Annotated in this window: 22 protein-coding genes and 1 pseudogene; 16 read left to right on the top strand and 7 right to left on the bottom strand. The window is 43.6% G+C overall.

Going from position 1 to position 23,017, the window contains the following annotated elements:
• The first annotated feature begins 43 nt into the window (after window positions 1-43).
• The 3 genes and pseudogenes from dapB to lepB all read left to right on the top strand — a co-directional run bounded on the left by dapB (window position 44) and on the right by lepB (window position 2,260).
• Window positions 44-751: a 4-hydroxy-tetrahydrodipicolinate reductase gene (gene dapB / locus QY309_06365; protein WKZ61102.1), complete on the top strand. Its 708-nt coding sequence runs from the start codon at window positions 44-46 to the stop codon at window positions 749-751.
• Between the two features lie 42 nt (window positions 752-793).
• A pseudogene (locus tag QY309_06360) lies at window positions 794-1,114 on the top strand (DUF5684 domain-containing protein).
• A gap of 6 nt (window positions 1,115-1,120) precedes the next feature.
• Window positions 1,121-2,260, top strand: coding sequence for a signal peptidase I (lepB, locus tag QY309_06355; GenBank protein WKZ61686.1), 1,140 nt, complete (start codon window positions 1,121-1,123; stop codon window positions 2,258-2,260).
• A 74-nt stretch (window positions 2,261-2,334) separates the two neighbouring features.
• Here lepB and ung read toward each other — a convergent pair whose 3' ends face one another.
• A complete protein-coding gene (gene ung / locus QY309_06350) occupies window positions 2,335-2,997 on the bottom strand; it encodes a uracil-DNA glycosylase (GenBank protein ID WKZ61101.1) in 663 nt (220 codons plus the stop codon).
• Window positions 2,998-3,075: 78 nt separating this feature from the next.
• Between ung and apaG the strand changes: the two genes are divergently transcribed.
• From apaG to QY309_06335, 3 genes are read left to right on the top strand one after another with little or no spacing between them, the layout of a single operon-like run.
• A complete protein-coding gene (gene apaG / locus QY309_06345; protein ID WKZ61100.1) occupies window positions 3,076-3,462 on the top strand; it encodes a Co2+/Mg2+ efflux protein ApaG in 387 nt (128 codons plus the stop codon).
• On the top strand, window positions 3,463-4,239 hold the full coding sequence (locus tag QY309_06340) for a class I SAM-dependent methyltransferase (GenBank protein WKZ61099.1): 777 nt from the start codon (window positions 3,463-3,465) through the stop codon (window positions 4,237-4,239). It begins immediately after the preceding gene.
• Window positions 4,240-4,297: 58 nt separating this feature from the next.
• Window positions 4,298-5,236 (top strand): chromosome segregation protein SMC, encoded by a 939-nt coding sequence (locus QY309_06335; protein WKZ61098.1) that lies wholly within the window; start codon window positions 4,298-4,300, stop codon window positions 5,234-5,236.
• 6 nt (window positions 5,237-5,242) lie between these two features.
• On the opposite strand, the gene QY309_06330 is transcribed toward QY309_06335, so the two are convergent.
• Window positions 5,243-6,301: a VOC family protein gene (locus tag QY309_06330; GenBank protein ID WKZ61097.1), complete on the bottom strand. Its 1,059-nt coding sequence runs from the start codon at window positions 6,299-6,301 to the stop codon at window positions 5,243-5,245.
• A gap of 53 nt (window positions 6,302-6,354) precedes the next feature.
• On the bottom strand, window positions 6,355-6,963 hold the full coding sequence (locus QY309_06325; GenBank protein ID WKZ61096.1) for a hypothetical protein: 609 nt from the start codon (window positions 6,961-6,963) through the stop codon (window positions 6,355-6,357).
• A gap of 139 nt (window positions 6,964-7,102) precedes the next feature.
• Here QY309_06325 and rpsF point away from each other — a divergent pair, with 139 nt between their 5' ends.
• The 7 genes from rpsF to priA all read left to right on the top strand — a co-directional run bounded on the left by rpsF (window position 7,103) and on the right by priA (window position 14,411).
• Entirely contained in the window at window positions 7,103-7,483 is a 381-nt protein-coding gene (gene rpsF, locus QY309_06320) for a 30S ribosomal protein S6 (protein ID WKZ61095.1), read from the top strand.
• The gene (gene rpsR, locus QY309_06315) at window positions 7,480-7,731 is read left to right on the top strand and encodes a 30S ribosomal protein S18 (GenBank protein ID WKZ61094.1); all 252 of its coding nucleotides are present in this window, start codon (window positions 7,480-7,482) and stop codon (window positions 7,729-7,731) included. The genes rpsF and rpsR overlap by 4 nt, the downstream gene beginning before the upstream one ends.
• Before the next feature lie 26 nt (window positions 7,732-7,757).
• Window positions 7,758-8,201, top strand: a complete 444-nt coding sequence (gene rplI / locus QY309_06310) for a 50S ribosomal protein L9 (protein WKZ61093.1) — start codon at window positions 7,758-7,760, stop codon at window positions 8,199-8,201.
• A gap of 97 nt (window positions 8,202-8,298) precedes the next feature.
• Window positions 8,299-9,276, top strand: a complete 978-nt coding sequence (locus QY309_06305; protein WKZ61092.1) for a GSCFA domain-containing protein — start codon at window positions 8,299-8,301, stop codon at window positions 9,274-9,276.
• Window positions 9,273-9,851: a DUF1287 domain-containing protein gene (locus QY309_06300; GenBank protein WKZ61091.1), complete on the top strand. Its 579-nt coding sequence runs from the start codon at window positions 9,273-9,275 to the stop codon at window positions 9,849-9,851. The genes QY309_06305 and QY309_06300 overlap by 4 nt, the downstream gene beginning before the upstream one ends.
• Entirely contained in the window at window positions 9,848-11,890 is a 2,043-nt protein-coding gene (locus QY309_06295; GenBank protein ID WKZ61090.1) for a thioredoxin domain-containing protein, read from the top strand. Before QY309_06300 ends, QY309_06295 begins: the two co-directional genes overlap by 4 nt.
• A 19-nt stretch (window positions 11,891-11,909) precedes the next feature.
• On the top strand, window positions 11,910-14,411 hold the full coding sequence (priA, locus tag QY309_06290) for a primosomal protein N' (GenBank protein ID WKZ61089.1): 2,502 nt from the start codon (window positions 11,910-11,912) through the stop codon (window positions 14,409-14,411).
• A gap of 9 nt (window positions 14,412-14,420) precedes the next feature.
• On the opposite strand, the gene surE is transcribed toward priA, so the two are convergent.
• The 4 genes from surE to dnaG form a co-directional block, all read right to left on the bottom strand.
• Complete coding sequence (gene surE / locus QY309_06285; GenBank protein ID WKZ61088.1) at window positions 14,421-15,200, bottom strand: 5'/3'-nucleotidase SurE; 780 nt, start codon at window positions 15,198-15,200, stop codon at window positions 14,421-14,423.
• 75 nt (window positions 15,201-15,275) lie between these two features.
• Entirely contained in the window at window positions 15,276-15,884 is a 609-nt protein-coding gene (locus QY309_06280) for a hypothetical protein (GenBank protein ID WKZ61087.1), read from the bottom strand.
• A 9-nt stretch (window positions 15,885-15,893) separates the two neighbouring features.
• A complete protein-coding gene (locus QY309_06275) occupies window positions 15,894-17,111 on the bottom strand; it encodes a bifunctional 3,4-dihydroxy-2-butanone-4-phosphate synthase/GTP cyclohydrolase II (GenBank protein WKZ61086.1) in 1,218 nt (405 codons plus the stop codon).
• Between the two features lie 53 nt (window positions 17,112-17,164).
• Complete coding sequence (gene dnaG, locus QY309_06270) at window positions 17,165-19,084, bottom strand: DNA primase (protein ID WKZ61085.1); 1,920 nt, start codon at window positions 19,082-19,084, stop codon at window positions 17,165-17,167.
• Window positions 19,085-19,187: 103 nt separating this feature from the next.
• On the opposite strand from dnaG, the gene QY309_06265 reads away from it, so the two are divergent.
• Genes QY309_06265 through QY309_06255 form a run of 3 tightly spaced genes read left to right on the top strand, consistent with a single transcriptional unit; the run spans window position 19,188 to window position 22,947 of the window.
• Complete coding sequence (locus QY309_06265; GenBank protein WKZ61084.1) at window positions 19,188-21,599, top strand: T9SS type A sorting domain-containing protein; 2,412 nt, start codon at window positions 19,188-19,190, stop codon at window positions 21,597-21,599.
• The gene (locus QY309_06260; GenBank protein ID WKZ61083.1) at window positions 21,599-22,693 is read left to right on the top strand and encodes an Mrp/NBP35 family ATP-binding protein; all 1,095 of its coding nucleotides are present in this window, start codon (window positions 21,599-21,601) and stop codon (window positions 22,691-22,693) included. The genes QY309_06265 and QY309_06260 overlap by 1 nt, the downstream gene beginning before the upstream one ends.
• A complete protein-coding gene (locus QY309_06255) occupies window positions 22,693-22,947 on the top strand; it encodes a NifU family protein (GenBank protein ID WKZ61082.1) in 255 nt (84 codons plus the stop codon). Before QY309_06260 ends, QY309_06255 begins: the two co-directional genes overlap by 1 nt.
• The last annotated feature ends 70 nt before the right edge of the window (window positions 22,948-23,017 follow it).

The raw sequence follows: 23,017 nt of genomic DNA, 5'->3' as shown, positions 1-23,017 counted from the left end.
ATACTTGCACCGACCAATCCGGAACTTTCCGGGTAAATCACCTATGAGAATTCTTTTACTAGGATACGGAAAAATGGGCAAAATCATTGAGCGCATTGCCCTCGAGCACGGTCATGAAATTGCCGGCCGGATCACCTCAGCCAATCGTCATGAGCTCAGCAACATCAAAGCCGATGTAGCCATTGAATTCTCCAATCCGGAAGCCGCTTTTGATAACATTCGGCATTGCCTTGAAAAAGGTATTCCTGTTGTTTGTGGCACTACCGGCTGGCTTGATCAAAAGCCCGAGGTTGAAAAACTTACCGCTTCCTGTAATGGAGCCTTCTTTTACGCGTCTAATTTCAGCGTTGGAGTAAACATCTTTTTCAGGTTAAATGAGTTTCTGGCCAACATGATGAATGCGCACAATCAGTATAGCGTACACATCGATGAAATTCATCATACGGAAAAGAAAGATGCTCCCAGCGGAACGGCCATTACGCTTGCACAAGGTATTGTGAAGCACATAAAACGTTTAACCAAATGGGTAGGTGGCAATAATGCAGAACCTACTGAGCTACCCATCAGTTCGTTCAGGATTGACCAGGTACCGGGTACGCACCATGTAAAATATGCTTCGGGCATTGATGATATTGAAATACGCCATACCGCTCACTCCCGCGAAGGCTTTGCCCTTGGGGCCGTTCAGGTGGCAGAATGGATATCCGGAAAAAAGGGCGTATTGGGTATGGAAGATTTCTTACAATTCTGATCGATAATCCTTTTATTTGCAGGCTTTTAAACTGATAAAAACGTGAACGCAATACTGATAACTTTTCTGATTATCCGACTGGGTGTTACTGTTGGCTACTGGAAGCTTTTTGAAAAGGCTGGTGTCGATGGATGGAAAGCCATTATTCCATTTTACTCAGAGTATGTTTTAATGGCAGAGATCGTGGGCAAACCCAAATGGTGGTTTATATACCTGGTTATACCTGTTGTCAATTTCTTTGCGTACTACGTGTTGATCTTTGAAGTATTGCGTTGCTACGGGAAAAACTCATTGTGGAGTCAGATCCTGATCATCTTCACCGGATTTTTCTACCTGATTTATTTGGGATTCAACCCGAATGCGAAATACATCGACAAACTCGATAAGCTGCCACCGGAAGCAAAAAAATCTCCTCTTGTTGAATGGACTGAGGCCATCACATTTGCAGTGGTAGCGGCCACGTTAATTCGTTGGCTGATTATGGAGGCGTATACCATTCCAACACCTTCCATGGAGAACTCGTTACTGGTAGGCGACTTCCTGTTTGTCAGCAAATTTCATTACGGCACCCGCACACCAAAAACTCCGCTTCAACTTCCACTAACCCATCAAAAAATATGGTTCACGGAAGTTCCCTCCTACCTCGATTGGATTCAACTTCCGCAATATCGCTTGCCGGGAATAAGCGAAGTAAAAAGTGGCGATGTGGTGGTGTTTAATGTTCCTCCCAAGCGACTGAATGACAACAAGGACTATCCGGTTGATTTAAAGACCAACTACATTAAACGATGTGTGGCTGCTGCCGGAGAAACACTTCAGGTGAAAGACAAAACCATTCTGGTCAACGGAAGTGAACTCAAAAATCATCCGTTGGTACAATGGAGTTATCAGGTTATTGCCAAAGACCTGATCAATGAACGCAACCTGAACAGGCTTGGCATTGGACAAGAAGATTATCATATTCTTGGAAGGCCAAATGAAAGCAGTGTCGAGTACACCATGTGGTTAACAGAGGACAAGGCAGAAGAACTTAGAGGCTTACCTTTCATTACCTCGGTTACGCAGGATAACCAAAACAATTCAGGGGGTATTTTTCCCTATTCTGAGTACTATGGATTTGGTGCAGGAACTCAAAACAACACAAATTGGTCGCTGGATAATTTTGGCCCGCTATGGATTCCCAAGAAAGGCGAAACCATTTCGATAAATGATTCCACTCTCGCATTGTATGGATTTATTATCACTGCATACGATCACCAAGCGGATGCAAAAATCACTGATAAGAAACTTTTGATCAATGGTCAGGAAGTTACCTCGTATACCTTTAACCAAAATTACTATTTCATGATGGGTGACAACCGTCACAACTCCCTCGATTCACGGTATTGGGGCTTTGTTCCGGAAGATCATATTGTAGGTAAAGGTTTCTTCATTTGGTTATCCATTGATCCGAATGAGAAGTTCCTGAATAAAATCAGATGGAGAAGATTCTTTAAGATGATTGAGTAAGCGAGTTGCGCGTTACAGGGTCCGGGTTGCCTTTTATAAACTAACAACACGAAACTCGTAACCCGAACCCAGATCTACCAGTCAATCTCCTCTAATCCTTTACTCTTCAGGTACGCATTGGCCTTGCTGAAATGCTTGCAGCCGAAGAATCCCCTATCGGCAGAGAAGGGTGACGGGTGTGCTGACATCAGCACCAGATGCTTGTTGCGGTCAATCACTTCGCCTTTGTTTTGTGCATAAGCACCCCATAAAAGAAACACCACATTTTCCTTTTCATCGGATACTTTTTTGATGACTGCATCAGTAAACGTTTCCCACCCTTTATTTTGGTGCGATCCGGGTGTTGAAGCCCGAACCGTTAAGGTTGCATTCAACAGCAACACACCTTGTTTTGCCCAACGCTCCAGGTTTCCTGTGGCAGGAATGGGTTTACCTAAGTCCTGATGGATTTCTTTAAAAATGTTCATCAACGAGGGCGGCATACGTACCCCCTCACGCACGGAAAAGCACAACCCGTTCGCCTGCCCCGGGCCGTGATAGGGATCCTGACCGATAATAACCACCTTCACCTGATCGAAATTGCAGGCATCGAAAGCATTGAAAATTTCTTTCCCCGGTGGGTACACCACAGCTGTCTGATACTCAGCCTTAACAAAGGCAGCGAGTTGCTGAAAGTAGGGTTTTTCGAATTCGTGCTGTAAATGTTCCTTCCAGGAATGTGCTATTTTAACCTCCATGGGCTGTTTCTGACTGAAAATAAAAACGAAGTTTCGCGAAACATTTTTAATTCTAAAAAATTAATATTTTTGAAACGCATGGTAACAGAAGTAACGCAGGGAATACGGGTAACCGTTGAAACAGAATACCAACCGGCTTATTCAAGTCCGAGTCAGTACCACTACGTGTTTACCTATAAGATTACCATCGAAAACCAAAGCGAAAATACCATTCAATTGTTGCGCAGGCATTGGCATGTATATGATGCAGGTTTTACCATGCGTGAAGTTGAGGGTGACGGTGTAGTGGGTCAACAGCCCGTGCTTGAACCCGGTCAGGTTCATCAATACGTATCCGGTTGTAATTTAAAATCGGGCCTTGGTAAGATGACCGGCACCTACCTGATGGAACGCATAGTGGATGGCGTAAAACTCACGGTAAACATTCCGGAGTTTGTGATGATTGCGCCCATTCGCCTGAACTGATTGTCAGCTTTTTTTAAAATAAAAACCTACCTCAACTACTGGCTGGATGCCGTAGACGAACATTCTTTGCACGCCCCCTTCCTGTTTGATTTCTACACACGGGTAATTAAACGCGAAACCATTCCAATTCCGAAATTTGAATCGTTGCGTAAACAGCTGGCGAATGATCATCGGGAAATTGAGGTGGTGGATCTCGGTGCCGGCTCGAAACATTTCGCAACCAACAAACGAAAAATAAGCGACATCGCTACACTTAGCCTGAGTGATGCCAAATTCTCAACCTTATATTCCCGGATTGCGGGTCATGTACAAGCAAAAACAATTGTAGAACTAGGAACCTCATTGGGGATAAACACCCTTTACCTGGCCACACAACCTGGCAGCAAAGTGTACACATTCGAGGGCGCTGAAGCGATAGCCGAAATTGCATCGATAAGTTTTGAGTTTGGAGAAGCAGCAAATATTGAATTGATAACCGGTAACCTTGATCAAACACTTTACGCCACCCTTTCACGCATTCCTAAAATTGACTTGGCATTTTTAGATGCCAACCATCGCTATGAACCCACCCTCCGGTATTTCGATCTGGTGGTGAATCGATCGCATCACAAAACCATCATTATCCTGGACGACATTCACGATTCGCCCGAAATGGAACGGGCCTGGTCCGCCATCAAAAAGAATCCGCTGGTGTATACCACTGCCGACCTGTTCCGGTGCGGAGTGGTATTTCTTGATCCTTCATTGAGCAAACAACACGTTGTATTGCGTTTTTAGGCGTTGGATTAGCTACAAATACCCTTATTTTTGCACAATCCTAATCTGAGTAAACGTTATGAGCGAACCTGCAAAGACCGAATCTCCAGCACCTGCACCTGAACCAAAAAAATCTAATAAGAAGTACCCCATCATTATTGCGGTACTTTCGGTTATCATCATCATTCAGTTTGTAAGCGGGTACCTGAACAAGCAGGAACGTGACCAACTGAAGCTGGAGAAATCATCTACCGAAGAACAACTAGCCACTACCATGAACCGGTTGGATGAGATCAGCGCAGAATTGGATCAACGCATTGCGGAGATTCAACGACTTGGTGGCGATATCTCAGAACTCACCAAGGCAAAAGAAGAAATAGAAACCGAACTGAAACGCACACGCAGGGCTAACGGTCAGGTGATTAAGGAATTGAAAGACAAAGTGGAAGGCTATGAATTGCTGTTGAAAAACAAAGACGAGGAGATCGAAAAGCTGAAGAATGTTAATAAAGAATTATTGACCGAAAACACCACCCTTAAAACGGAGAAAAATCAATTAGGCGATTCCATCAACCGACTGGCACAAACCCGCGAAGAACTCGCCAGCAAAGTAGCCATTGCTTCGCAGTTAAAGGCCGAGAACATTCGCATTGTAGCGGTGAATGAAAAGGGGCGCGAACGTGAATCACCCTTCCGCAACCGTCAGGTAGGAACCATTAAAGTTGAATTTAACCTGGCTGAAAACAATGTTGCGCCCATTGAAGGAAAGAAGATTATGATTCGCATTATCGATCAGAACGATCAGGTATTGTTTGATGTAGCCCGCGGATCTGGAACATTTATCTATAACGGTAAGGAGGAATTCTACACAGCCTCGCAGGAAATCCTATTTGATAATACGCGACAAAAACTTACCTATTTATATGATAAGGGTTCTGATTATGCAGCAGGAACCTACACGTTGGAAGTGTATTGCGATGATTACAAGATGGGCTCCGGACAGTTTACCGTTCGGTAATCCGAATTAATCCTTTACCCGGTTAACGGCCAGCATACCCAACATCCAATTAGGAAGCGGCTTTTCCATAGGTCTGTTTTTGATATTCAGGAACAGACCTAATTTTTCGATAATTGGAATTTTGTGGGTTTCTACAAATTCAATCAGCGTGCCGTCACGATCTTCAATGTATGAGAAATGACCGGCAGCTTTTCCCATATCGAATGAGTTGCTGCTGTCAACGGTAAAGGCATGTCCGTAATCGGCACAACGCTTGCCCAGGTTTTTCATTCCACGAATGTCGAAGCAAACATGAATAAAACCGAGGTCGCCCCAATTTCTGCTTTCATAGATTTTTGTTGCCTTCCGGTCTTTTACTTCAACCAATTCTATCTCGGTTGAACCTAACAGGTTTCCGAACGCTCCCTTGCAAGGCGTTTGTGCCTTGAGTAACACCCTTCTGAAATTGGATTCTCCCCCGGCAAGTCCTTTTAAATCATCGAACGTCCCCGATTCATCATACGCTACACACTGATGACCCAAAATATCTTTATATAATGCAATAGACTGATCCATATCGGTAACACCAATCGTTACGCCCGATACGCCACCATTTGGGAAGGACTTTCGCTTAAACCAGTTTCCACTCTCCACAATCTCAAATAGGTTTCCGTATGGATCTTCTACATAAAAATGCAATCGCCCATCGGGAGATTCCGATGGCTGGGTTTTAATGTTTACATTTTTCGATTTAAGAAATTCGTATGCCTTGTTAACATCACTCGATTTCAGTTTGGCGGCAAAAACACCCGTGTCCCCCAGCAAGGGTTTCTGATTGGAAGCAACCGGTTCTTTGGAAGTGTATTGCCAGATTTCAAAACCTCCTCCTCCTTGCAAGTTCATAGCCAGAATGGCGTATCGGCTTTCAGCAATTCCCGAGGTATACCGCGTCATCAATGAAGCCTGGGCTGAATCTTTAAAAATGGGCACATCAAAACCGAAATGCTTGCGGTACCACGCCCATGCCTCATTGGCATTTTTAACTCCAATGCCAATCTGCTGAATTCCACTTACAATATAATCCATAAGGCAAGATAATATTTTTTCAATTCTGTAGATACATGTTTGTCTATTCCGGCCTATCCGTTTTCATCTTCACGCAGCACAATCTCATAATTTTTAATCGCATTGTCCATCACCGCCCGATGCAACTTGCCATCCTTGTAAAAGTATTTGTTGCGCTCACCCCGCACATTCACTTCATAGTACGAGTTTTTTAAAAATGATACAGGTGCCAGCAAACCATTGCTATCGGCCAGCACCTTTTTAATTTCCTTTGGCTCATCGAAAAAAAAGCGCATCACATTGAAGTGGATGGGGTCCAGAATGGTGGTGTCATTCTTATACTTGTACATATCCACCTTAACATCGTACTGCTTTTTATTCCAGATTACTGAAGCACTGAAATCCCCTTTGTTCGATTTGGTTTTTACCGTTGAGTGCAGCAGCTTTTCGCCATGGTAAACGGCTGTTTGAATGTGGTGCACATTAACCTTTACAAAAAGCCAAAAACTAACTTTGGTTTCGATGTGATAATGCGTCAGGGTATCACGTGCTACCCGGGTTGCGGTTAACTCCCCTATTTTGAGGCCGGCCAGTTCAATATCAAACCGCTTTACCTCAGGGGTGGCCCAAAGCGGGGCAGCAAGCAAAATCAGCAGCAAGATTTTCCAAAAACGGGGTACCATGGCGTAAGCTAAATCCCAAATATGTTGATTCTGGCCCTAAAATGGCCCATTTTACGTAAAAAGAACTCCTGATGTTTATTTTTTCCTTTTAGCGGCATTTTCTATCTTTGCACCTCATTTTAAAAACACAAAACAATCTATGAACAATTACGAGACAGTATTCATTTTGAATCCCGTTTTGTCTGAAGATCAGATGAAGGATACTGTTGAGAAGTTCGTAAAGGTGTTGAAGAAAGGCAATGCCAACATTCTGAATGTTGAGCATTGGGGACTTCGTAAACTGGCCTATCCAATCCAGAAGAAGTCGACCGGATTCTACAGCCTGATCGAATTTTCGGCAGCTCCTGAGTTGATTGACACGCTCGAAACCGAGTACAGAAGGGATGAGTCAGTGATGCGTTTTATGACCATCACACTCGACAAGTATGCCTTGGCATACAACGAAAGAAGACGCAAAGGCGAATTCAAGAAAACAGATCGCAAACCGGTACGTAAAGCTGAGGAGGAGCTTGCCAGATGACATTAATGAACGAACCCATCAAGCGGGTTGAGCAAAAACCCAAGTACTGCCGCTTCAAGAAAAACGGCATCAAGTACATTGATTACAAAGATCCCGACTTCCTGTTGAAGTTTATCAACGAGCAGGGTAAGATTCTTCCCCGCAGATTAACCGGAACAAGCTGGAAGTTCCAGAAGAAGGTGTCGCAGGCTGTAAAGCGTGCCCGTCATATGGCCATTCTTCCATACACCGGTGATTCATTAAAATAAGGGTTAACCGATAAACTGAATAGAAAATGGAAGTGATATTAAAACAAGATGTTCAGGGCCTCGGCTACAAGAACGATACCGTAAAAGTAAAGGCCGGCTATGGTCGCAATTACTTGATCCCGAACGGACTTGCATTGATCGCCAATGATTCCAACAAGCGCCTGATTGAAGAGAACATTCGTCAGATGGCGCATAAAGCTGCTAAGCTGAAGCAAGATGCTGAAGCCTTGTCGGCTAAAATTGGTGAACTGACTATTGAATTGAAAACCAAAGCCGGAGAAAGCGGAAAGATATTTGGTGCCGTTACGGCCATCCAGGTATCCGATGCCTTAAAAGCAAAAGGCTTTGAGGTTGATCGCAAGAAAGTTCATTTCAAGGAACAGCCTAAGCAACTTGGCTCATACACCGTTACCCTTGATCTTCACAAAGAAGTGAAGCACGAAATCAAGGTGAATGTGGTAGCTGAATAAGCTGAAGTAATCATAAATAAACCCCGGTTGGTATCCAGCCGGGGTTTTGTTTTTTCAGTAGTATCCAATTTAGGACTAACTTTACATACGCAGTCTAATGAATACCTTTCGAACCATATTGGATGTTAACCGATCGGCTGAATTGATTTCCATTAGAGATCAATTGCTTACCATCGGATCGTGTTTTGCGGATACCATTGGCGAGCAACTGATTCAACACAAATTCTATACACTTAAAAATCCATTTGGCACAGTCTACAATCCAATATCTATTCACCATCAACTTAGCGGTGCCATTCACAACCATTTACCTTCCCCGCATACCTTCTTAATCAATCATGATATTCACCAGAATTATAATTTTCATTCTTCCTTATCGGCTTTATCGCAACCCGCACTTGAAAAAATACTGATTGAAACCATTGGCAAAACCCACTACTTTCTGAAAGATGCCAAGTGGTTGATGATTACGTATGGAACTGCGTGGGTCTATACCCGAAAAGATACCGGAGAAGTGGTGGCCAATTGTCATAAAATTCCCGCCAACCAGTTCAATAAAGAACTCAGCACACAAAAACGCATGCTCGATTCGTTTGAAGAACTGTATACCAAACTAAAAGCCTTCAATCCGAACCTGAACATTATTCTAACAGTAAGTCCGGTGCGACACCTGAAAGACACCTTAGAATTAAATAGCGTAAGCAAATCCGTTTTGCGGTTGGCCTGCCACACGCTAACACAACAACACGAGGATGTTTATTATTTTCCGTCCTACGAAATTCTGTTGGATGATTTACGCGACTATCGCTTCTACAAGTCGGATATGATTCACCCTTCAACAGATGCGGAGGAGTACATCTGGGCAAAATTCTGCCAGAAATATTTTGATGAAAACACCTTAGCTTTTCTGGAGAAGTGGAAAAAAATCCGATCCGGATTACAGCACAAACCATTTCATGTTACATCTTCAGCGCATCAAACCTTTTTACGTGGGTTACTGGCGCAACTGAACGAAGTAAGTAATCTGGTTTCAGTGGATGAAGAAATAGAATCGATAAAAAATCAGCTGATATGAGGGGCGTGTTCATTACGTTTCTAAGTCTTCTCATTTCACTGGGATTTTCCCAAACCGATGCCGTAACCTTATCGGATGCTGCCATTGCCTTAACAAACGACCGGGTTACCTATGATCCATCCTATTTTTCGATCCCTTACCCGAATGGGGATGTTCCCGCTGATAAAGGTGTCTGCACCGATGTCATCATTCGGGCATACCGGAAACTGGGTATAGATCTTCAGAAAGAGGTGCATGAAGACATGAAAAAGAATTTCAATCTGTATCCAAACAAATGGGGACTTACCAAACCGGATAAAAATATTGACCACCGCAGAGTACCGAATCTGATGACCTACTTTTCACGTTTTGGAACCACCAAAGTGATTTCGAAAAATCCTGATGACTACAAGCCCGGAGATATCGTAGCGTGGAACCTGGGCGGAAACCTGACGCACATCGGGATTGTTATCAATAAAAAATCGGAAGACGGAGAACGTTACCTCATAGTTCACAACATTGGCAACGGGCAGGAAATTTCCGATTGTTTATTTTCATACAAAATCATTGGCCATTACAGCTATCCCAAACCTTGACAACCGCAGCACATAAAAAACCAAACCGGCTCATTCACTCCGCTTCACCCTATCTGTTGCAGCATGCCTACAACCCGGTAGATTGGTTCGAGTGGAACACTGAAGCACTCGAAAAAGCTAAGCGAGAAGACAAGCCCATTCTCGTCAGCATCGGGTATTCTTCCTGCCATTGGTGCCATGTGATGGAACGCGAGTGCTTTGAACAGGAAGATTTGGCTAACATGATGAACGAATACTTTGTGTGCATAAAAGTTGATCGTGAAGAACGACCGGATATTGACCAGGTATATATGGAGGCCGTGCAGGCGATGGGCATCAATGGCGGCTGGCCGTTAAATGTATTTCTAACATCCGATCAGAAACCTTTTTACGGTGGCACCTACTTTCCGCCTAAGGTTTGGGCGCAGGTGTTGCGAAACATCCATCAAGCTTACCACGAAAGACGATCAGAAATTACGGACTCAGCTGAAGAGCTGACCAAAATTCTCTCATCAAACGACAGCAATCGCTTTCGATCATCCGGTAAAGATGAGATTGCATTTCAAGAATCATTGCAACGCATTTACAATAACCTCGAACGCAATTTTGATTACACCTGGGGCGGCCTTGAAAAGGCACCCAAGTTTATCATGCCATCCATTTGGTTATGGTTGCTACGGTTTCACCACCTTACAAATAATGAGAATGCATTAAAGCACCTTACCCTTACGTTAGATAAAATCGCACAAGGTGGAATTTACGACCAGGCAGGTGGCGGCTTTGCCCGTTACTCCGTGGACGGAGAATGGTTCGTTCCGCATTTTGAAAAAATGTTGTACGACAATGCCCAACTGCTGAGTTTATATGCGGAAGCTTACTCCCTAACAAAAAAAGCATCCTACAAACGAGTTCTTTTGCAAACCATCAGTTGGCTGGAGCGGGAAATGATGCACCCGGATGGTGGATTTTATTCTGCCCTTGACGCGGACAGCGAAGGCGTTGAAGGGAAATTTTATTGCTGGACAAAAGCTGAATTGGAAAATGCATTAGGTGATGGCGCTCAACTGTTCTGTACATATTACGGTGTAACCGATGTCGGAAATTGGGAACACGGACAAAATATCCTTAAACGTGTGTTTCCTGACGATGAATTCTTAATAGAACACAAGCTTACCGATATAGCATGGCAGGAAAATCTTAAACGTTGTCATGAAAAACTGCTGTCCCTCAGGGAACAGCGCATTTGTCCGGGGCTTGATGACAAAATCCTTACAGGATGGAACGCCATGACCATTGTTGGACTGGTGGACGCCTACCAGGCCCTTCAGGATGAATCCATCCTTGCATTGGCCAGAAAAAACATAACGTTTCTGGAAACGCATCTGATGGAGGGCACTGTTTGCTTTCGTTCTTTCCGAAATGAACGCTCAAGCACAGAAGGATTTCTGGAAGACTATACCTGCCTGGTTCAGGCTTACCTGAAACTTTATGAAGCTGACTTTAATGAAGCGTGGATTGTAAAAGCCACTGCACTTACTGAATATGTTTTGGAACATTTCTATGACCCCACGGATAACCTGTTTTTCTTCACCAGCAGCCGCGCTGAAAAACTGATTGCCCGAAGAAAGGAATTGTTTGACAATGTTATCCCCGCTTCAAACAGCATCATGGCCCGCAACCTGTTACAATTGGGTACGCTACTGGACAATTCGAGTTGGAAAGAAACGGCTCACGCCATGATCAGCGGATTTTCTGAATTAATTACCAAAGAGCCCAACTACATGTCGAATTGGGCCATTGCGTTTACCGAATGGCAATCAAACCCTGCGGAAGTAGTAATTGTGGGCGATCAGGTCAAACAAGCGTATGCGTCCTTACGTGAACATTATCTTCCGCTAACCCGGTTTATGGGCTCATCCGATAAAAGTAGTCTGCCCTTGTTGCGCGAAAAAGTAGCCATTAACAAGCAGACGACTTTTTACGTTTGTCGCCATTTCACGTGCAAACAACCGGTACAAAAGGCGCAGGAAGCACTCGAACAGATTCTAAATAAATCTTAGCTTTACGATTTACCGAAACGTGCAGCATGAACTAACCACCGATTCGCGGACGACCTTGTTCGCAGAAGTTTTGTTGCCGGTTCCAGTGCCCCGACTATTCACGTATCGGATACCGTTCGAGTGGAATAACAAGGCAGGGATCGGTCAGCGCGTTATCGTGCAATTTGGTGACCGGAGAATCCTGACGGGCATCATGGTCTCTTTACACGAAAATCCACCAACGGAATACGAAGCCAAATACATTCTGGAAATTCTGGATGAAGAACCCATCGTCAGCGCCCAGCAACTTACCTTCTACAACTGGATAGCCGACTATTATCTTTGTTCGCCCGGTGAAGCACTGAATGCTGGCCTTCCATCCGGTTTGAAACTCTCCAGCGAATCGATGGTACAACTGCACCCGGCCTTCGACTGGGAAACAACGCTATTTGATTTTTCAGAAAAGGAAAGCATGTTACTTAAACACCTGGCTTCAGGTGCTATGAAATATTCTGACATTGCTTCCTTGCTGGGCATTAAAAGCATTTACAGTATCCTGAAATCGTTGGCCGGAAAAGAGGCTATAATTTTATTTGAAGAAGTAAAAGAGAAATACAAGCCAAAAAAAGAAAAATATATTCGACTTCGTGCTGCGTATACGCAACACAAAGCATTGGAAGAACTTTTTAACGAGCTAAGCACAAAACCCAAGCAGGAAGCCATCCTGCTTAAATACCTCCAAGATGTTCCCGTATTACACGACACGGCAGCGAACAAAACCGGTCTGCGGAAAAGTATTTTATCCACAGCCGAGTTTTCAACTTCAGCACTGAATACACTTATTAAAAACGGTATACTGGAGGAATTTGAAATTATTGTTTCGCGTTTCGATTTACCAACCGAAACTGAAATACCAGATGTCGCCCTAAGTGAAGATCAGCTCCAAGCCCAGCAAGCCATACTGAAAGAATTAGAGACCCACTCCACGGTTCTGTTTCACGGCATTACCGGAAGTGGAAAAACAGAAATTTATGTAAACCTGATCCGAAAGGCATTGGAAAGCGGAACACAAGTACTTTACCTGCTGCCGGAAATTGCTTTGACCACCCAAATCGTACAACGATTAAGAAAAATATTCGGAGATAAGATGGGCGTGTATCACTCTCGCTTTTCTGATAACGAGCGCGTGGAAGTCTGGAATGGAGTACTAAGTGGACACTTTAAATTTGTGGTAGGCGTACGGTCGTCCATATTTCTACCATTCGATAACCTGGGGTTGATTATCGTGGATGAAGAACACGACACATCCTACAAACAACAGGAACCTGCGCCACGCTATCACGCTCGCGATGCTGCCCTGATGATGGCACATTTGCATCATGCTAAAATTATTCTTGGGTCAGCCACACCATCGGTTGAATCATACCATTTGGCAAAAACCGGAAAGTATGGTTATGTACACTTAAGCAAACGATATGGAGACGCACAACTCCCACAAGTGGTATTGGCGGATGTAATGGCAGAGCGGAGGCGCAAAAGCATGAAGGGTGAGTTTACCGGAATTTTATTGAAGGGTATTGAATCGTCCTTAAAAGAAAAGGAACAAGTGATTATTTTTCAAAATCGCAGGGGCTACTCACCTATTCTTCATTGCGAGGACTGTGGCTGGATACCGAAGTGCATCAACTGTGCGGTGAGTCTTACCTATCACCAATACAAACATGCACTGGTTTGTCATTATTGCGGATACAAGGAGCCTATGCCCGGTAGTTGTCCGACTTGTTCATCCACGCGATTGCACACGCCAGGCTATGGAACAGAAAAGCTGGAAGAAGAATTGAAGCTTCATTTTCCGGAAGCACATATTCAGCGAATGGACCTGGAGACCACACGAAGTAAAACCGGATACGAAACCATTATCGAACAGTTTGAACAAGGCGATACTGACATTTTGGTCGGCACGCAAATGGTTACCAAAGGATTGGATTTTGATAAGGTTAGTTTGGTTGGTGTTTTTAATGCCGACAAAATGTTGCACTTCCCGGATTTCCGTTCGTATGAACGGGCGTTTCAGTTACTCACACAGGTAAGTGGTCGTGCGGGAAGGCGTGAGAAAGTCGGCAAGGTGGTCATTCAAACATCACAACCGGATCATCCGGTTATTCAGCATGTTGTTCATCACCGTATGGATGAATTCTATCAACAGGAAATTGACGACCGAAGAAATCATTTATATCCACCCTTTAGCCGGCTGATTGAATTAACGCTAAAGCACATCGATAAAAAAACGGTACAGGAAGCGATTGGTCAACTTCACCGAATGATCGTTCAGGAGATACAGGGTATTCGCGTGTTAGGACCGGGTGAACCGATGGTTTCACGCATACGCAATCAGTACCTGATGAATATGCTGATTAAAATTCCGCGTGATTCGGGAAATCTATCGCAAATCAAAAGAACGCTATCACAACTTGCCACAAAAATTCAAACGGAGAAAGAATTTCGCAGCCTACGGATTATTATAGATGTTGATCCGGTATAGTAAGCAACTCTACTGAAGGATATCCCAATCCTCATTTAGTACCGGAATGGCCTGATGCGCTGTTAAATCAAACTGGCAAGGCACCACGGAAATGTAGTTGTTGGCAATAGCCCACTCATCGTTATCCTCGCCTTTATCGAAGTTTACAAAGTTGCCCGTCATCCAGAAATAACTTCTTCCATTCGGATCATGGCGTTGCAAAAATTCCTCCACCCATTTGGCATTTGCCTGCCGGCAGATGCGTACACCCTTTATCGCTTCGTTTCGTTTTGGCGGAAAGTTAACGTTCAAAGCTACACCTTTTGGTAATCCTCTCTTTAATACCTGCTCAGTAATGGATTTGATGTAGCCTTCCGTATGTGAAAAATCGGCATCGTGTGAATAATCGCACAACGAAAAACCAATTGAAGGCGTGCCTTCAATGGCACCTTCAATAGCAGCCGACATGGTACCGGAGTATAACACGCTGATAGAGGTATTGCTTCCGTGATTCACACCGCTCACCACCACATCGGGTTGGCGTTTGTCTTTCAACACGAAGTGGCGCGCCATCTTCACGCAATCGGCCGGGGTGCCTGAACATTCAAAGGCTGTTATCCCTTCAAAGATGTGATTCTTTTCCAGCCGTAAGGTTTCACCAACGGTAATCGCATGCCCCATCCCCGATTGCGGGCTATCGGGTGCAACCACCAATACCTCACCGATCTGCTTCATCACATTCACCAACGTGCGAATACCTTTCGAGGTGATGCCATCATCATTCGTAACTAAAATCAACGGCTTTGCCATACTATTTTATAAGAAATTCAAAATTGAAACAAGGTGCAATCTACTTGACTACGCGCACAATAAGAAATCAGGAATTCAGAATAAGGAATTGTAGTACGCAACGGTACGTGTAAAGTCTGAAGGGTCTTCAATTTTCAACCGGTTTTTCCGCATGTATTGATCCACATCGTTGGCTTGCCTGCCCATCATACTCAACAACTCTCCTTTTTTACCGGTAAATTGATTGATGTTTCCCTTCTCATCCATTAAAAAAAACTTGTACACCAAAACCAGTCGTGTAAACGAGCCATAATAGTAAGGTGAACTGAACGTTCGGTACTCCAATGCCTCGCGGGCCAGGAGTGTCATCTTTCCATCTTCCAACAATTCAAAAAATACGGGCGTTAAATAGTTTGTATTATTTGCAGTGTAGGGCAAAGCGAAAAAATTACGGTAACGTTTTTGCGTATTATCGAATATTTCAAAGAAAAGCACCTTCCGCGATGTATAGGCAGCTATATTATCCTTTTGGTCATTGAACTGTACGAGATCTTGTTCCAGATCATACTTCACCAAACCTTTCAATGTATCACCGGATGTGAGAACAATTTTTCCCTCATGCCACAACTCAAACGGCCATTCCTGTGCCTGTACTGTTGTGACAATAAAACTAAAAACAATACCTGCTATTACTCTGCCTGTCACTTCCTTCACTTAATGTTTTAAAATTGTATGTCCCAGTTTATCGCGTTTGGTAACGAGGTACTTTTCGTTATGCGGATTTGGAACCACTTCAATCGGAAGGTTCTCCACAATCTCTAATCCATACCCCATTAACCCTACACGCTTCTTAGGGTTATTCGTAATTAACCTGATTTTAGTTACGTTCAGATCGCGAAGAATCTGCGCACCCACACCATAATCGCGTTCATCCATATCAAAACCCAGTTGAATATTGGCTTCAACCGTATCCATCCCATCCTCTTGTAATTTATATGCCCGCAGTTTGTTCAACAACCCGATTCCTCTTCCCTCCTGTTTCATGTATAACACCACACCCTTACCTTCGCGTTCCACCATATCCATGGCATGATGTAGCTGTGGTCCACAATCGCACCGGCACGAACCAAAAATATCGCCTGTAACACACGATGAGTGTACCCGTACCATTACCGGTTCATCTTTTTCCCACGTTCCTTTAACCAGCGCGAGGTGTGTTTCCTGCGTATTCGTTTGTTGAAATGCAATTAACTTGAAATGACCGTGATCGGTTGGCATATCAACCTCCACTTCACGACTGATCAATGACTCTTTCTTGATCCGATACTCGATTAAATCTTTAATGGAAACCAGCTTGAGATTAAACCGGTCAGCCACTTTTTTCAAATCCTGAAGACGGGCCATGGAGCCGTCCTCATTCATGATTTCAACCAGCACGCCACCGGGCTTGAAACCTGCCAGTCGCGCAAAGTCGATGGTGGCTTCGGTATGTCCTGCCCTACGTAATACACCACCACGCTTGGCGCGAAGCGGAAAAATATGGCCGGGTCTACCCAAATCTTCAGGTTTTGTTTCCGGATCAACCAATGCGCGGATGGTTTTAAACCGGTCGTGCGCAGAAATACCGGTTGTGCACCCGTGACCTATTAAATCAACCGAAACAGTGAAAGGTGTTTCAAATGTGGCAGTGTTTTTCCCTACCATCAGATCGAGTTTAAGCTCATCGCAACGATCCTCAATCAGTGAGGCACATATCAATCCACGGCCATGGGTGGCCATAAAGTTTATGATTTCGGGCGTTACGCACTCCGCGGCACAGATAAAATCGCCTTCGTTTTCGCGGTCCTCATCATCGACAACCACGATTACCTTCCCGTTCTTAATATCTTCAATCGCGCTTTCGATTGAATCCAGCTTAATTGGCTCTTCCATTCGTTTTTAAACAAACTTGTTATTCAAACATATTCACAATCACTATTGTTCCGCTACTTGGAAACCACTATCCCCAGGAAAGAAGCCAACTGCCGTTCGGATTCTTTAAGTTGGGCGTGTATTGCCAGGTGCTTATCAACAGTTATATCATCTTTACTTGCTTTCAAGTCTTTCAGGTTTTCCTCCATCATTTTCTGTATCAGACGGAATTTCAGGCGCAGCACATTTGACATCGCCACATCATGAATTACCTCTTTCTCGTGCGGGAAATAGATGTGATACTTGTCGCTCCAATGCGGTGACGTTTCGTACCGCGATGTCATCAAATCTGCCACGGCACGCTTTACCGGATCCGATCCATTTTCAAGAAAGTAGAAATTATCAATTCGCGTATCACTTTCGGCTCCGGTTTTAAATGCATCAAATATTTCCCGGTAAACCGGATTGATAAATTCCACATCATCCAATTCACTCAACAGGAAATCAATTACTTTCTGATCATCACCCACACCATTTTCAGCATAATTCAATAACAATCGAATCGTTTCCCGTTCCTGCATCTGCACCATCGTTTGTGCGTCTGTCTTGCTGGCCTGAACAACTTCATCGATAATTTCGGGAAGTGGTTCAACAACCTCGTCACGCATGCGTTCCTGATCGCGTTTCTTTTTCTCTGCAATCAGAATTTTATTTAGCTCCGTAAGCAATACCGACTCCTGAATCTTCAGTAAATCACCCGTTTCTTTTATGTATACCGACCGTTTGATCGGATCAGGGATAAGCGCAATGCTGGTAACAATTTCACGAATTGCCTCTGCCCGTTTAATCGGATCGTTTGAGGTGCCGGCAGACAGCAAATCAATCTTGAACGAAATAAAATCTTTGGTGTGCGCCTTCAGGTACTCCTGAAATTTTGAGCTGCCTAACTTTTTTGAATAGCTGTCCGGGTCTTCTCCATCCGGTAACAACACTACGCGTACATTCAATCCACCTTTCAGAACAAGATCAATTCCGCGCAACGCGGCTTTAATACCGGCCGCATCACCATCAAACAACACCGTTACGTTTTCGGTGAACCTGCGCATCAGGCGAATCTGCTCTTCGGTTAATGCCGTACCCGAAGAAGCTACTACGTTTTCAATTCCAGAAAGATGAAGGGAGATGACATCCGTGTACCCTTCCACCAGGAAACAGAAATCGTATTTGCGAATTTCATTCTTGGCCTGATACAACCCATACAATACCTGGCTCTTGTGATAGATGTCGGTCTCCGGTGAGTTGATGTACTTCGGTTGGTCTTTTTCTTTGGTGAGAATACGCGCACCAAAGGCAACCACTTTGCCGGAGAGGTTATGCACCGGAAATATGACACGTCCGCGAAAGCGATCGTAAACCTTATCCTCTTTTTTGATGATCAGTCCCGCCTTTTCGAGAACACTTTCACTGAAACCCTTTTTCAACGCTTCATCGTGAAGATGCCTCCATTCATTTAAGCTGTACCCCAACTCGAATTTCTCCAGGATGCGATCGTTAAAACCCCGTTCGCGGAAATAACTCAGACCGATGCTCTTTCCCTCGTCATGCTTATGCAGGGTTTCCTTGAAGTAATCCTTCGCAAACTGCATCACGATATAGAGGCTGTCGCGCTCACTCTGCGCGGCAAGGTCTTCAGGGGTTCGGTCGTCTTCTTTGATTTCAACCCCGTATTTCCTGGCCAGGTATTTCAGGGCTTCCACGTAGCTCATGCCCTCATGTTCCATCACGAAAGTGATGCCATCACCCCCTTTGCCACTGCTGAAATCCTTAAAAATGCCCTTGGAGGGAACCACGTAAAAAGAAGGCGTTTTTTCGTTGGTAAACGGGCTTAACGCCTTGTAATTCTGCCCCGACCGCTTCAGGGAAACAAAGTCGCTGACCACATCCACAATATCAATGCGGTTGCGGATTTCATCTATGGTTTGGCGGGAGATCATTTCTCAGATTGCAGAAATAAAATAAGGGTACAAAGATAGTTTATGGCATGGAAGATTTTGCCGAAAAGGCTTTAAAACCGAAATTTGGGGTTTTACTATTAAAATGCTCAAATTTCTACTGTCCCCCACACTACTGACCTTACTGGCTGTTTCCATCGGGTTGTCCAAGCCCACATTAGACAGCCAGACAAATATTGATTTGGAGCTATTTGGTCCAGGACGACCACTGATCAGCCACTCACCAGGTCAGCCAATGAGTATTTTTGTAAATATGCGAAACAACGGCACTGATGATGCCATTGGCTATGGGATTGATTTTTACTTTTCACTTGATGAGACCCTTGATGTCAGCGATTACAAAATATACTATGAAAGCGCAACGCATTCATCCTACCTATTAGCTGGTGGTGAATCAAAGGAAGGTTGGACTTTGCATGTTAGCAGTCTTCTGGAAATACCACCCGCTGGAGAATATTATGTAATAATAAAATTAAACCCAGACCAGAATATTGAAGAAACCAATTACGATAATAATACTCAAACTTCATACAATACAATAGCGTTTACCACACCCGTACTCACTTTCGAACATATTTCAACAAGCCAGGCATTTACAACAGACGAATCAATTTCTATTTCTTATGCTGCAACAGTACAGAATGATGGTATTTCAGTCGCTAACTATTTGTCTGTTCCAACCAACTTTAGCATTCAGATCAAGAACACTGATGGGATAACAATATTTGCCACTACAACATCCGACTTCACAAACATAAATCTTCTATATCCTTATCCTTATGATGCATATGGTTATTTTTTGGTTCCGCTTGGCGATACCGAGTTAGCAGAAGGAACTTATACTATTGAAGTCAGCTTTTCTTGCATAAGCTCGCCTCCCTATCATGTTGAATGCAATAATTCAACACTTACTACACAACTCATAGTAAATCGTTCTCCAAGCATTTCGATTGAGACAGCAACATTTAATGCTGAATATAATGATTTAAATAGCGTATTTGGATTAACCGTGGAGCTAAAGAATGTCGGGGAAAATTCCTTTAGTAATACTGGACAAAATTACACCATTGAGTTTGAGAATGAACAGGGCGTCATAGTTAAAACAGTACACATAAATCGAAGCATAACATTAAATCAAGGTCAATCATTGGTACAGACTTGGGTATTGAATTTAACAGATCCCCTACCTGCTGGACACTATACTGTCCATATTGAGTGCCATACTGGTACACGATGTTTTACAACACCTTTTGCACTGAATTTCCAAGTTAAGGAAAGTGTTCCTCTCCTACAGGTTGGGATGTCGTTTCCAGATGATCTAACCACCGCAGATGACAAAATTGATCTACTTGCATTAATAATAAACTATGGAAAAAGTACATCAAATCTACTCCAGGAATATACCTTAACTTTAGGTGATACACTTGGTAATGTCTTATTTACACAAAATATCTCTGAAAGTATTACATTAAATTATCAGCAATCGACAACGTACGCCTGGCAAATCATTCTCCCACAACCATTGGATAGTGACTACTATCGGATATCAATTGCATGTACCAATTCTGAGAATTGCTTCACGTTACCACAGGAACGGTTTGATTTTTTTGTTCATGAAAAATATTTTGACCTTGTAGTTAATACACATGACGAAAACCAACAGACGGTAACTTCCGGAACACTTTTTCTATACCGACAAGGAAAGGATTCTTTAGAACTGATTGATACCCGCTTAGTAACTGATGAACTTATTTACCGCATTAATCCAAAACCACATACATTATATTACCTACCAGATTCTAATAACCCCTCCAACCATATCCCCACCATCTTTAATGCGTCACTTTTTCTTACACCAGAAAGCTTCTTCAAACTCAGATCGGACAGCACCATAACCTTTGAAATACTGTCCCTCACCGGAACCACAACCGGCCCCAATGAAATCAGTGGCAATGTATTTACAAATTCATCATCGGGCAGATTAAAGGATATTATTCCTCTAACAAACTTACCCATAGTATTGCTTTCTGAAACAAATACACCTTTGAGATTAACCCATACGAACCCCCAAGGAGAATATACCTTTGAGCAAATCGGAAACGGAACATTCAACGTTGTTTTACTGTTTAAACCAATTGACTTTTCGATGAATGAGCCCATTGCCGTTAATGTTAACAATAATAATGCGATCGTTGATTTCACCTTTACAGGAACAAGCATTGAGACCGTTATTGAAACGATTACTTCAACAGAATCTGATATCTTTAAAAACCTTAGAATATACCCTAACCCAGTTGTAGATAAACTTGTTATTGAGAATGAAACGCACGCTGATTCAATGGAAATACTGGATGTATTGGGAAGGAAAAAATTAATTTCCCTCAAAACAGGAATGAACGAAATCAATATGCAGGAATATCCCCCTGGTTTATTACTATTACAAATTAGGTCAAACCATAATAATACTGGATTCTATAAAATTCTAAAATCTAACTAATGTCTGTAACTCAAGAAATTATCCTCAAAGCCCTCTCCACCGTTAACGACCCTGACCTGAAGCGCGATCTGGTGAGCCTGGGGATGATTAAAGATGTGTCAGTTTCGGATAAAGGTGTTGCTTTTACCGTAGTGCTCACCACTCCGGCCTGTCCGTTGAAAGAGATGATCCGGCAAGATTGTATGGATGCCGTTGAAAAGGTGGTTGGTAAAGACACACCCATCGACATTACCATAACTTCTTCGGTTACATCCACTCGAAACAATGCTCCACTCCTTCCGCAGGTAAAAAACATTGTGGCCATTGCATCCGGAAAGGGTGGCGTGGGCAAATCTACCGTTACCAGTAACCTGGCTGTTGCGCTTGCGCAACAAGGCGCTAAAGTAGGATTGATTGATGCTGATATTTATGGACCTTCCATACCTACCATGTTCAACTGCGAGTTTGAACAACCCGAAGTGAAGGAGATCAACGGCAAAACTATGATCATTCCACTGGAGCAATATGGTGTAAAGTTGATGTCGATTGGATTTTTAACTCCACCCGACAGCGCAGTGGTATGGCGTGGGCCAATGGCCAGTGCAGCCCTGAAGCAGTTCTTTAGCGAAACCGTGTGGGACGAACTAGACTATTTATTGATTGACCTCCCTCCAGGAACAAGTGACATTCACCTTACGTTGGTACAAACCGTTCCGGTAACTGGTGCGGTTATCGTTACCACACCACAAAAGGTAGCGATTGCCGATGCGAACAAGGGGTTAGCCATGTTCCGGCAGCCGCAGATCAACGTACCAGTGCTTGGTGTTATAGAAAACATGGCCTACTTCACTCCGGAAGAATTGCCCGATAACAAGTATTACATTTTCGGGAAAGATGGTGGCAAGAACTTATCGGAAAAATATGGTGTTCCTTTTCTCGGACAAGTTCCGCTGGTACAGGGCATCCGCGAAAGCGGTGACTCAGGCTTACCGGCTGTAATGAAAGAAGGGCCTACGGCAGAAGCATTCCGCACCTTGGCAGAATCACTGGCACGACAAATTGCCATTAGAAATGCTAACTTAGCGGAAACAAAACGGGTTGAATTGAAAGTTTAATGAATACGCTCACGGATCTTACACAACGCATTGAAGCCTCTCTGGATACGATTCGCCCCTACCTGGAAGCAGACGGAGGCAACGTGAAAATCCAGCAGATCACTGATGACCACATTGTAAAGCTTGAGTTCCTTGGCGCCTGTGGTTCCTGCCCCATGTCGACCATGACATTTAAAGCTGGCGTTGAAGAAGCCATTAAAAAGGCCGTGCCTGAAGTGAAAGGCATTGAGGTGGTGAATCTTACAACTTCTTAGTGTTGCGTATTTAGGCTTGAGTATTGGTTCTAACCAATCTTAAGGGCATTCTAATTAATTCAATACAAAA

The organism is Cyclobacteriaceae bacterium (genome assembly GCA_030584025.1).
GTDB lineage: Bacteria > Bacteroidota > Bacteroidia > Cytophagales > Cyclobacteriaceae > UBA2336.
Note: the sequence above shows the minus strand (reverse complement) of the source record. Positions and strands in the feature narration are given on the sequence as shown.

Bases quoted from the DNA above. Each gene is read 5' to 3' on its own strand.
- dapB (WKZ61102.1), top strand. From the start codon at position 44: ATGAGAATTCTTTTACTAGGATACGGAAAAATGGGCAAAATCATTGAG.
- ung (WKZ61101.1), bottom strand. From the start codon at position 2,997: ATGGAGGTTAAAATAGCACATTCCTGGAAGGAACATTTACAGCACGAA.
- apaG (WKZ61100.1), top strand. From the start codon at position 3,076: ATGGTAACAGAAGTAACGCAGGGAATACGGGTAACCGTTGAAACAGAA.
- QY309_06335 (WKZ61098.1), top strand. From the start codon at position 4,298: ATGAGCGAACCTGCAAAGACCGAATCTCCAGCACCTGCACCTGAACCA.
- QY309_06330 (WKZ61097.1), bottom strand. From the start codon at position 6,301: ATGGATTATATTGTAAGTGGAATTCAGCAGATTGGCATTGGAGTTAAA.
- QY309_06325 (WKZ61096.1), bottom strand. From the start codon at position 6,963: ATGGTACCCCGTTTTTGGAAAATCTTGCTGCTGATTTTGCTTGCTGCC.
- rpsF (WKZ61095.1), top strand. From the start codon at position 7,103: ATGAACAATTACGAGACAGTATTCATTTTGAATCCCGTTTTGTCTGAA.
- rpsR (WKZ61094.1), top strand. From the start codon at position 7,480: ATGACATTAATGAACGAACCCATCAAGCGGGTTGAGCAAAAACCCAAG.
- rplI (WKZ61093.1), top strand. From the start codon at position 7,758: ATGGAAGTGATATTAAAACAAGATGTTCAGGGCCTCGGCTACAAGAAC.
- QY309_06305 (WKZ61092.1), top strand. From the start codon at position 8,299: ATGAATACCTTTCGAACCATATTGGATGTTAACCGATCGGCTGAATTG.
- QY309_06300 (WKZ61091.1), top strand. From the start codon at position 9,273: ATGAGGGGCGTGTTCATTACGTTTCTAAGTCTTCTCATTTCACTGGGA.
- surE (WKZ61088.1), bottom strand. From the start codon at position 15,200: ATGGCAAAGCCGTTGATTTTAGTTACGAATGATGATGGCATCACCTCG.
- QY309_06275 (WKZ61086.1), bottom strand. From the start codon at position 17,111: ATGGAAGAGCCAATTAAGCTGGATTCAATCGAAAGCGCGATTGAAGAT.
- dnaG (WKZ61085.1), bottom strand. From the start codon at position 19,084: ATGATCTCCCGCCAAACCATAGATGAAATCCGCAACCGCATTGATATT.
- QY309_06265 (WKZ61084.1), top strand. From the start codon at position 19,188: ATGCTCAAATTTCTACTGTCCCCCACACTACTGACCTTACTGGCTGTT.
- QY309_06260 (WKZ61083.1), top strand. From the start codon at position 21,599: ATGTCTGTAACTCAAGAAATTATCCTCAAAGCCCTCTCCACCGTTAAC.
- QY309_06255 (WKZ61082.1), top strand. From the start codon at position 22,693: ATGAATACGCTCACGGATCTTACACAACGCATTGAAGCCTCTCTGGAT.